Source organism: Kitasatospora sp. NPDC001664 (assembly GCF_053596675.1).
The window spans coordinates 59,626-69,768 of record NZ_JBSFGS010000037.1 but is presented as its reverse complement, the minus strand read 5'-3'; the positions used below and the strand labels follow the sequence as shown (position 1 = coordinate 69,768).

Below are 10,143 nucleotides of genomic sequence, written 5' to 3'. Positions count from 1 at the left end.
GCACGACGGCGCAGCTCAGGCGGGTAGGAGGAGGGACGTGCCATGACTCGAATCCTTACACGAAATCGAGTCTCCACTGAACACGGGGCGGTTCAGTCCTGCGGATCCAGCACCGTGTACGGAAGCTTCTCCTCTTCGGCTGGCTCGATCATCCGGTAGCCGCGCTTGTCCCAGAGTTCGTTGATCCTCCGTTGGACCTCGGGCTGGTCGAGCGAGGCGCTAGTGACGGTCATCTGGTCGTTTCGGTTGCCCAGTTGGAACAGCCACATCGAAGCGAGGGACAGCTCCTCCGCCGGGAGCCACACGACCGTGACGTGGAGCTGTCTGAGGACCTGTGCCAGAGCGAAGTCTTCCGGGCCTTCCCCCAGCACCACCGTGGTCGCCCCGCGCCGGAACCCCCGTCGGACCGGAATGCACAGACCGGCTTCGTGGGACATCATCGCGAGCGCGTCCGGCGCCGCCTCGGGATGGAACTCTTTCAGGAGAGGCGACTCGCTGCCCTGGACGGCAGCCTGCAGCCAGCGCCCGGCTTCTACCGTTTTCTCCGACGGGCATTCCTGCGCCCCGACGTGCATGGCGTAGGCGAGCGAAGCCGCCGTTGTGACGAGCGCCTTCGGAACACCGAGCAGCGGGGCGATCGCCACCGACTCCAGCTCCGTCAACGACTGGCTGTCGCCGACGTCGAACAGGTGCTGGACATGGACGAACTCCTCCCGCTGGTTGGCCGCGAGGCGTGACCGCAGCGCGGTAGCCACCTCCTGAGCGGCTTGGACGTAGTCCGGCGTCCAAGGATTTTTGCGCAGAGACAGCCCGAACTGCTCCAACACCCCAGCATCGTCGATGCTCTGCCGGTCAAGCGCTGCATCGATGAGGCCCGGGATGATCTCGTCCGCAGTCCCAACCGACGGCACGTACGGCACCACCTGATCGGGCTGCAGACGAGCCAGGCCCCGCTGCAGTGCCGGATGCTCCACCGTCCCCGCCGGAAGCACCACGCTCCCGCTGCACCCCCACACCCTCGACAACCGGGCAAGAGCAGCGGCCGACCACCGCACCCAGTCCTCATTCTGCGGGGCTACGACCACCAGACGAGGCGGCCTCGCGGCATACGAAAGCGGAAGGAACGTCAGCTGCTCAGACACCCAGCAAGTCTCCCAGCGCGCAGGGACACCGGCGCCCCAAACCCCGAGAACACCTCGCCCAGCACCCACCTGACAGGCCATCAAGACAGCGCTCCCAGCGAACCGCCCTAGGAGCTCCCACTGAGCCAGTGAAAAGTCCCAGACCACCTCACAGGACCCACGATTCCCGACCTATCAGCGATACCCGCAGGTCAACAGCCAAGTGGGCAACCGTGAACCTCCTGAACGATCAAGGAACCGCGAAACAGCCCCCTCCACACCCGCCAGCGACGTCCCACACCACCCACAACACCCCAGACCACCCGCTACAACGCACAACTGAAATGACGACCCGTCACAACAGGGCCTCCTGGCGTGCTCACGGTCTCGACAACCTCGAGCTGCACCAGGGGCCCTGTCTCCATGCCCGGCACGCGGCAATATCACCCGACCGAGCCACACCAATCGAACCCACGTCCATCAAGACCGGTACAACAACGGCTTCTAAACAGCGCAACTCTCACCAAACCAGCGACATCACCAGCTCATGGCGCCACCCGCCTGCCCCTCGACACGGCCAACTCACCCACCTACCGCCACACCCCGGCCGACCCCGACACCAGAAACGCATCAACCAACCTGCGAAACCCCACCCCACGACCGCTCAACCCCGCACACCCGCCGCCACGCCATAAATCCTCACAAAATCAGAACCAGCGGGACCTCATTTCGGGCCCACCATCGAGAACGATGGCGGGCCCGAAATTAGAATCGAGGGATGACTTCAGATTCTCCTTAGAATGAGAGCAAGTTCATTCATTGTAGCTGCACAGAAATCCTGATTCTGCATCTTAAAACAACCGAGCGCGTCAGGATTTCCCGGCCCTGCCGACCGCATAACTCGATCGATTCTTTCGGGAACGATGTACCACGTTCGCCCGCCGAGTGAGACCGTCCACTCGTACACCGTGTCGGCAGAGCCAACGGCATCGCCGATCAGAGTAGCAATTGACACAGTGGGGCTTGCATACCGCCAAGCAATCAACGGGGGGCGAACCAATCCGTCGAGAGGATCCACCCCGACCGACAGCCTACCCCACTCCACTACACCATGACGACGAAGCGCTTCAAGAGCATATTCGGGTGAAATCATACCGTCGGCCTTCCCCAGCGTATTCCCGGATTCAGCTTCTTCAAAAGCTTGAAATAATCTCCGGCCGGAATGGCGCTCATTGACAAGCGAGGATCATATACATAGCGGCCATCAGTATAAACCTGATGGAAAATATAGCTCTCAGTGACTCGACCCTCGGGGACATCGATCCAACCTCCCCCGTCGACCCTGCCCTCGATAATCTTTCCAACCCCTCCTGCCTCTCTGAGTAGCCGCGCAGCAATTTCAGAACAGTCATACTCGTAAATATGAATAGGGAGCGTCGGCATCACATCAAGGACTGACTGAACCGGAGGATGCGCAAGATTAGGCGGCCGGAAATCCAGGTCGCACACGCTCAGATCCCGATTGTGCACAAGAACTGGCGTGGTGGCAGCGACGACGTAGTAGGTGTGCAGGTCACCGACGGTGAGATTATACGCAACGCGGCTGCTGTCGTCGTGACTGACGCTGGCGACTGTAACGGCGGCACCGTTCGGGGTGCGCAGGGTGTCACCGGGGCGGAGCTGAGATGCGTCGCGCCAGGAACGCTGGTTCTCGGTCCAATACCGGTGATGGTCGGTCGAGATGACGGTCCCGCTGCCGGAAGAATCGAGTTGTACGGTGGTGAATCCCCGGTCGTCGGGGGTGCGGATCGTCGCCTGTACAGGCTTGGATTCGGTTCGACCGGTGATCGGGTCGGTTGCTAGGACACTGTCACCGACAGTCACCTGCTCGATCGGGCGGATACTGCGGTCAGCCATCAAGACTCCGGTGCCTGCCGGGAAGCTGTCGAAACAGCTGGTTGTGGGCCCTGCCGCTGATACAGCCTTGCGCTCGCGGTTGATGCCCGAGAGGAGGTCGGCCCCCTTCTCTCCCCATTTTCCGAACTTGACGGCAGTTGCCGAATATCCTGCGATCGGGATCGCGCTGGCGCAGGAGAGTCCAGCGTCTACATACTTCTTCTCAATCCCGTAGATCCCGCAGCTGAGGAGGTCCATGGGTTCCCCGAGGACCGGGATTGTTCCAAGAGTGTCGAGAAGGAGGTGAACGCCGTCGAGTGCGGTGAAGCCGCTCTTCTTGGCTCTTGCCTCTGAAAAGTCAGAGAGGGCCTTGTCGAACTCCTTCTCCCATTCCTGGCGGTCCATTTGGGCGCTCACCATAGCGTTGCTGGCGAGCGCTGCCAGGGTGAAGATTTCCTGCTTGCTCTTGCCGAGCGCCTCCGCGGACGTCCTTGCCTCGATGGCCTTCTTTCCGGCTTCCTCGGCGAACTTGCTTGCTGCGCGCTCCGATGCTGTGGCCCATCGCGCGCTGGAGGCGGCGCTGTTTGCGGCCTGCTGGGCCTGCGCGGCGGACTGGCGGGCCTTCTTCGCGGATTCGGCGGCTTTGGCTGCGGCGTCGGCGGCCTGGCCAGCGGAGGCTCTGGCCTGCCCCGCGTATATGGATGCCTGATTTTCGGATTTCGTCGCGCTGGTGGCCCAGTCGTTCGCTTCGTTGGCCGCGTTGCGCGCGAGGGCGGCGACCTTGAAGGCTTCGGCGGCGTTCTGCTGGGCGGTGGCGGCGGTGCCGGCGGACTGGGCGATCATCTGGTCGATCGCAGCGTTGTGGTGGGCGGTGAGCTGGTCCTTCTGCTGCGCCTTGTACTGGCCGGTTTCAACGAAGGAGCGGACTGCTTCGAGGGGCCCGTCGAAGGCGATCCTCGCGGCGGCCTTGACCTCAGGGGTTCCGCTGCTCATGGCCCGGGACACCAGGACGCGGTCGTCGGTGGCCCGTGCCCGGTACTGGCCGACACTGAGAAAGTCGGCCAAGACAGTGCTGGCGCCGTTGTCGAACGCGTTCTTGCCCGCCTGGTGGACGCTCGGTCCGCCCGCGTTGAGGACCTGAACCACCCGCACCCGCAGGTCGGCGGCCTGGACGTCGTACTGGCCCGTGGTCAGGAAAGCGTGAACAGCGGCGGCGTCGCCCTTGAGAGCGGTGGTGGCCGCGGTGGCGATCGGATCAGGGGCGGCCGGATCGCCAGAGTCGTTTTCGCGGATGATCTGCTGGACGCGGGTGCGCTCGTCACGCTCGGCTGCCTGGGCCCAGCCGGTGCGGGCGTACTCGGCTACGACTGCGTCGGTGTCGGCGAGGGCGAACTCGGCGGCGGACTTGCTCCACGGGCCGCGGGTCTTCATCGCGGCGACCGCCATCCGCCGGCCCTTCGCCGCGATCTGCTGCTCGTCGGCACCGGTCTGCGCGGCCTCGGCTGCGAGGCGGGTGGCGTCGGCATCGAGCTGCCTGGCGTCGTCGACGTCCTTCTGCAAGGCCGCCTGCCGCTCCTCCTCGGCGACGCGCAGGTCGTTGGCCTGGTTGATGCCCTGGACGGTGCGGGTGGCGAGGTCTTCGGCCTCGGTGCGGGTGGCGAGGTCGCGGAGCGATTTCTGCTTCTCCACCGCCGAGCTCGCGGCGTCGGCGGCCACCTTGGCCGCGTCGGCCTGGGCCTTTGAGCGGTCCGCCGCGGCGGAGGATTCCCCGGCGTGCTGCCACGCCCAGGTGGCGGCCTCGGCTGCGGCCCGCAGGCGGTCGGCCGCCGATGCGGCGGCGTCCGCCGCCTCCTTCGCGGCGCGGGAGGAGTCAGCGGAAAGCGCCTGGGCCGCGGTGGCCGCGCGCGAGGACTCGGCGGAGTTGCGGCGCGCGACGGCTGCCGCCGCACGGGCCTCGGCGGCCGGGGCCTTCGCCTGTTCGGCGAAGGCGGCCGAGGCGTCGGCTGAGGTGGCTGCCTGGTTCGCCTGGTCGTTCGCGTCCTTCGTCAGCTCGATGGTGACTTGGTACGCCGCATCGGCCTCGGCTGTGGCGCGTGTCCAACCGGAGACCCCGCTGATCTCGTTCGCCAGGCGGGTGGCCTTGCCGGCAGCTTCCTGTGCCTCTGTGATCTTCGTCTTGTCCCAGGACACCGCCGCGGCCGCCGCGAGGGTCTTGGCCGCCTCCTGCAGCGCGCCGACCATGGCGCTGTTCGCCCGGGAGGCCGCGTTGGCGGTCCGGCGGGAGGACGCCACGGCCGCCCGGGCCGCGGTGGCGGCGGTCTGCGACGCCTGCGCGGCCCGGCGCGTGGCCTCGGCCGCCCGTGCGGAGGCCGCTGCCGCCTTGGTGGCATCGCCCTTCGCGGCCTCCGTCTCGGCTGCTGCCTTGGCCGCGGCCTCCCGGGCCAGGCGGGCGGCGTCGATCGCGCGGTCCGCTTCCTCCTTGGCCTGGGTGAGGCTCGCCTTTGCCTGGGCCCCGGCGGTTTCCACCTGGGCCGCGAGCTGGCTGATGCTCGCGTACTCCGCGTCGCGGGCCTGGGCGACGAACTGCCCGACCTCGAGGAAGTCACGGACCTCGTCGGGCGTGCCGTTGAACGCGATCCGGCCGGCCGCCTTCGTCTGCGCTCCGCCCGCGCTGATCGCCTGGGCCGCCAGGACGCGGTCGTCCTGCTCACGCATCCGGTACTGCCCCTGCTCCAGGAAGGTCCGGGCGTCCTGGGGCGTGCCATCGAACGCGGTCCGGCCGGCCTTGGCAACGGCCGGGCCTCCGGCGTTGATCGCTCGGACGACCGCCTGTCGGTCGTCACGCTCCTGCGACACCTTCCAGCCGTCCTTCAAGAACGCGGACAGCTCGGCCGGCGTGCCCGCGAGTGCCTTCTTCGCGGCTTCGCGCACCTCTCGGCCGCCGATGCTGACCACCTGCAGGGCCAGCTGCCGGTCATCGAGCACCTCGGCCGCTGCCCGGTCCGTGTCCAGGAACCGGCGCACATCGGCATCCGAGCCCAGCAGGGCCACCTCGGCGGCCGCCTTCACGGCCGGCCCGCCCAGCTTCCAGAACCCGACGGCCCGCCCGCGGTCGGTCGCCGGCAGCGCCGACGCCGACGGCGCGGGCACCTCGGCCGCGAACGAGGGCACAGCCGTCACCAGACCGGCGGTCATGGCCAACGGAAGCAGGCCGTGCGCCAACGCGAGGGAAGAACGCCACCACCCCCCGCCGCCTCGCGCCCGAACATTGACTGAACTCAACGCCAATCCCTCCCAATCACCGCGCGGATAAATCGCTGGCGGATCTTACCCGAGAAAGCGGCGTAAACGAACCCAAGATCAACTTAGGGGGCCGTTGAATCGACTTTATGGTGGCCTGATACCTTGCGCTGACAGCCTCTATCGAGTCGTGTTTCCCGGGCGCTTGGCCAGCACCCTGCAAGGCGAGCTGTTTGCCCCGCCTTGAGGCAGATTAAGAAGCGTGACTCGAACCAAGGCAAGCACAATGTCCGATTTGGCACGTTTGAGAAAAATTAGTGCGCTTTGAAAAGTGAAAGAGATCACATGTCGATCCGTATGCGCCGATGGGCGCTAGCCGGCGCAGCCGTTGCCGTAGCCGCCGTTCTCGGTGCGCCTGCCCTCGCAACGGCCGCCGACAACGCCACCGACAACGCGCTGGCCCCGTTCGGAGTCGAGGACGGGGCCTACCCCGGCGCGGACCAGATCCTCCAGGAGAAGGGGATCACCCTGACGGCGGGCGACGGCCAGATCAACCTCGTGAGCTGCACGCAGGGTCACCAGATCGAGCTCTACTCCAAGGCGGGCGCCAGGGATCCTCGTGACCGGTACTGCTTCAGCGCACCCGCCTCGGCCGGCTGGCTCACCATGTCGATCCCGGAGGTCTACACGATGAGCACGACCGCCGAGAGGGCACTGACCGCAACCGTCTCCATCGATGGCAACACGGCAACCCTGCAACTGCCCAAGAATGGGGCCGCCAATGTCGGTGAACACAGCGTGAGCAACCATGGTGTCGTCCTGGAGCTTCGCATCACGGGCTGAGTCAGGTCACGCCTCACCCTCCTGTCTCACGCGCGGCTGCCGTGCGCGATCATATATTTTCCAGATGTCTTGAGGGCGAACCTTTACGTTCCTCGGCGCCAGCGGCGCAGGGCCGCGCCAGCAGCGAACACAATGCCAACCTCGGGGCCGGATGTGCGGCCGTGTGGTGGCCTGATGTTTTCCGCCCCACGGCCTCCATCGCGTCCTGACCCCCGGCGCCTGGCCAGCGCCCCGGGTACGAGCTGTTTACCCAAGTCCAATGCAGGTGAAGAAGCGCGGCCCAGGCAGGCATAATGTCCGATTTCGCACGTTTGGCAAAATCAATGCGCTTTAAAAAGTGAAAGAGATCACATGTCAATCCGTATACGACGATGGTCGCTGGTCGGCGCAGCCGTCGCTGCGGCCGCCGTTGTCAGTGTGTCGGCCCTCGCGACCGCTGCCGACAGCACCACCGACAACGTGCTGGCCCCGTTCGGGGTCGAGGACGGGGCCTACCCCGGCGCGGACCAGATCCTCCAGGAGAAGGGGGTCACCCTGACGGCGGGCGACGGCCAGATCAGCCTCGTGAGCTGCGGATCGGCGCATCAGATCGAGGTCTACTCCCGGCTGGGCCTCAGGGATCCTCGTGACCGGTTCTGCTTCACGGCACCCACGTCCACCGGCTGGCTCACCATGTCGATCCCGGAGGTCTTCGCGGTGCAGACCACACCCGAGCGGGCGGTGGCCGCACGCGTTTCCGCCGACGGCAACACGACGACCCTGCAGGTCGCCAAGGACCAACTGGTTCCGGTCGGTGAAGGCAGCAGGAACTCCAACGCCGTGATGCTCGAACTCCGTGTCACGGGCTGACCCGGACATCTGCCCCGACCCTGCCCTCCTCTGCGTCGCGTGCGGCGGACGTACGCGCACTCGCACCGGATTTCCATAGCTTTGAGGACCAACCTGCATGTTCACTGCCCGTCAACTTCCACGGCCCACCACCGCTCTGGCGACCGTCGCGCTCAGCATCGCCGCTCTCGCCAGCGGGCTGTCATCCAGCACCGCTGGCGCGGTATCCGGTGATGCCCAGACCGACGCGTCCTTCGCATTCACCGCCAAGCTCACCATCGGTGACAAGGGCCGTGTCTGCTCCGGCGCGCTCGTGAACCAGTACTGGGTCCTCACCGCCGCCAGCTGCTTCGCCGACAACCCGTCCCAGAGCCTCACCCTCCAGGCCGGCGCCCCGAAGGAACGGACCACCGCCGTCATCGGCCGCGCCGACCTGACCAACACCACCGGCGGTCACGTCACCGAGATCGCCGAGATCGTGCCGCGCACCGACCGTGACCTCGTCCTGGCCCGCCTCACCGCTCCCGCCGCCGGCATCACTCCCCTGGCTCTCAGCACCAGCGCCCCCGCCCAAGGTGAAGACTTGCAGATCGCGGGCTACGGACGGACCAGGACCACCTGGTCCAAGGACAAGCTGCGCACCGCCACCTTCACCGTCGGCAAGATCGCAGCGACCGGGGTCGACCTCGCCGCCAAGGCACCGGCCGGCGCGGCCATCTGCAAGGGCGACACGGGCGGCCCGGCCTGGCGCACCGTCGACGGCCAGCCCCAGCTGGTGGCCGTCAACAGCCGCTCCTGGCAGGGGAGCTGCCTTGGCATCCCCGCCGCCGAGACCCGCACAGGCGCCTACAGCACCCGTGTCGACGGCCTGGCAGCGTGGCTGAAGGAGCAGGTGGACCGGACCGACCGGTGGACGGAGACTGCACCGGTCGCGGTGTACCACCCGGACAAGAACACCATCGAGGACTTCCGCATCGGGGCGGACGGCCAGGTGTACCACGCGTTCTACACCACCGGCGGCGCCGGCTGGAGCAACTGGAACCTGGTCGCACCGGGCCAGTTCACCGCGATCAGCACCGTTCACCAGACTGACCTGAAGACCAGTGAGGTGTTCGCACTCGGCACCAACGGGCAGGTCTACCACTCCTTCTACACCACCAACAGCAGTGGCTGGAGTGCCTGGAAGCTGGTCGCCCCCGGCACATTCACCGCGCTGAGCACGGTCTACCACGCCGACAAGAACACCATCGAGGTCTTCGCCACCGGCACCGACAAGCAGGTCTACCACGCCTACTACACCACCAACAGCAGTGGCTGGAGCAGCTGGAACCTCATCGCCTCCGGCACCTTCAAGGGCCAGACCAGCGCCGTCTACCAGGCCGACCTCAAGACCATCGAGATCTTCGCGCTGAGCACCGACGGGCAGGTCTACCACTCCTTCTACACCACGGGCAGCCCCAGCTGGAGTGCCTGGAAGCTGGTCGCCCCCGGCACGTTCACCGCGCTGAGCACGGTCTACCACGCCGACAAGAACACCATCGAGGTCTTCGCCACCGGCACCGACAAGCAGGTCTACCACGCCTACTACACCACCAACAGCAGTGGCTGGAGCGGCTGGAACCTCATCGCCTCCGGCACCTTCAAGGGCCAGACCAGCGCCGTCTACCAGGCCGACCTCAAGACCATTGAGATCTTCGCGCTGAGCACCGACGGGCAGGTCTACCACTCCTTCTACACCACGGGCAGCCCCAGCTGGAGCGCGTGGAAGCTGGTCGCCCCCGGCACGTTCACCGCGCTGAGCACGGTCTACCACGCCGACAAGAACACCATCGAGGTCTTTGCCACCGGCACCGACAGCCGCATCTACCACGCCTACTACACCACCGGCAGCAGCGGCTGGAGCAGCTGGAACCTCATCGGCTCCTGATCACGCCTCACCTGGCCGGGACGACACGCCCAGGACAATCTCCCCGGTCAGGCCGCTGGTGTGAGCTTGCCTCTGGGAGGGCTCGGCGCGGACCCGGTCAGGTGCGGTTCGCCGATAGTGACGTCCAGCCCGCGACGACAAGATCGTCGACACCCCGGTCCTGACGTTCACCCACGCGAGGTAGGACGCGTTCCTCTACCGTGCGGTCCCCGGTGGGTTCACCCTCCGCAGACCGCACGCCGCTCAAGAACTTGGTGGCCCGGCGCATCCCGCGTCGGGCCACCAACT

Annotated in this window: 5 protein-coding genes; 3 read left to right on the top strand and 2 right to left on the bottom strand. The window is 66.4% G+C overall.

The annotated features are described in order from the left end of the window. Positions 1 to 92 precede the first annotated feature (92 nt). Together ACWCYY_RS35520 and ACWCYY_RS35515 are read right to left on the bottom strand one after the other, a co-directional pair. On the bottom strand, positions 93 to 1,142 hold the full coding sequence (locus tag ACWCYY_RS35520) for a hypothetical protein (protein ID WP_449798422.1): 1,050 nt from the start codon (positions 1,140 to 1,142) through the stop codon (positions 93 to 95). A 1,128-nt stretch (positions 1,143 to 2,270) separates the two neighbouring features. Next, on the bottom strand, positions 2,271 to 6,212 hold the full coding sequence (locus ACWCYY_RS35515) for a polymorphic toxin-type HINT domain-containing protein (RefSeq protein WP_345288980.1): 3,942 nt from the start codon (positions 6,210 to 6,212) through the stop codon (positions 2,271 to 2,273). A gap of 390 nt (positions 6,213 to 6,602) precedes the next feature. Here ACWCYY_RS35515 and ACWCYY_RS35510 point away from each other — a divergent pair, with 390 nt between their 5' ends. The 3 genes from ACWCYY_RS35510 (at position 6,603) to ACWCYY_RS35500 (ending at position 9,855) form a co-directional block, all read left to right on the top strand. Further along, the gene (locus tag ACWCYY_RS35510; protein WP_345288979.1) at positions 6,603 to 7,100 is read left to right on the top strand and encodes a hypothetical protein; all 498 of its coding nucleotides are present in this window, start codon (positions 6,603 to 6,605) and stop codon (positions 7,098 to 7,100) included. Between the two features lie 351 nt (positions 7,101 to 7,451). Further along, positions 7,452 to 7,949 (top strand): hypothetical protein, encoded by a 498-nt coding sequence (locus ACWCYY_RS35505; protein ID WP_345288978.1) that lies wholly within the window; start codon positions 7,452 to 7,454, stop codon positions 7,947 to 7,949. Positions 7,950 to 8,046: 97 nt separating this feature from the next. Next, on the top strand, positions 8,047 to 9,855 hold the full coding sequence (locus ACWCYY_RS35500; protein ID WP_449798421.1) for a trypsin-like serine protease: 1,809 nt from the start codon (positions 8,047 to 8,049) through the stop codon (positions 9,853 to 9,855). Positions 9,856 to 10,143: the final 288 nt, after the last annotated feature.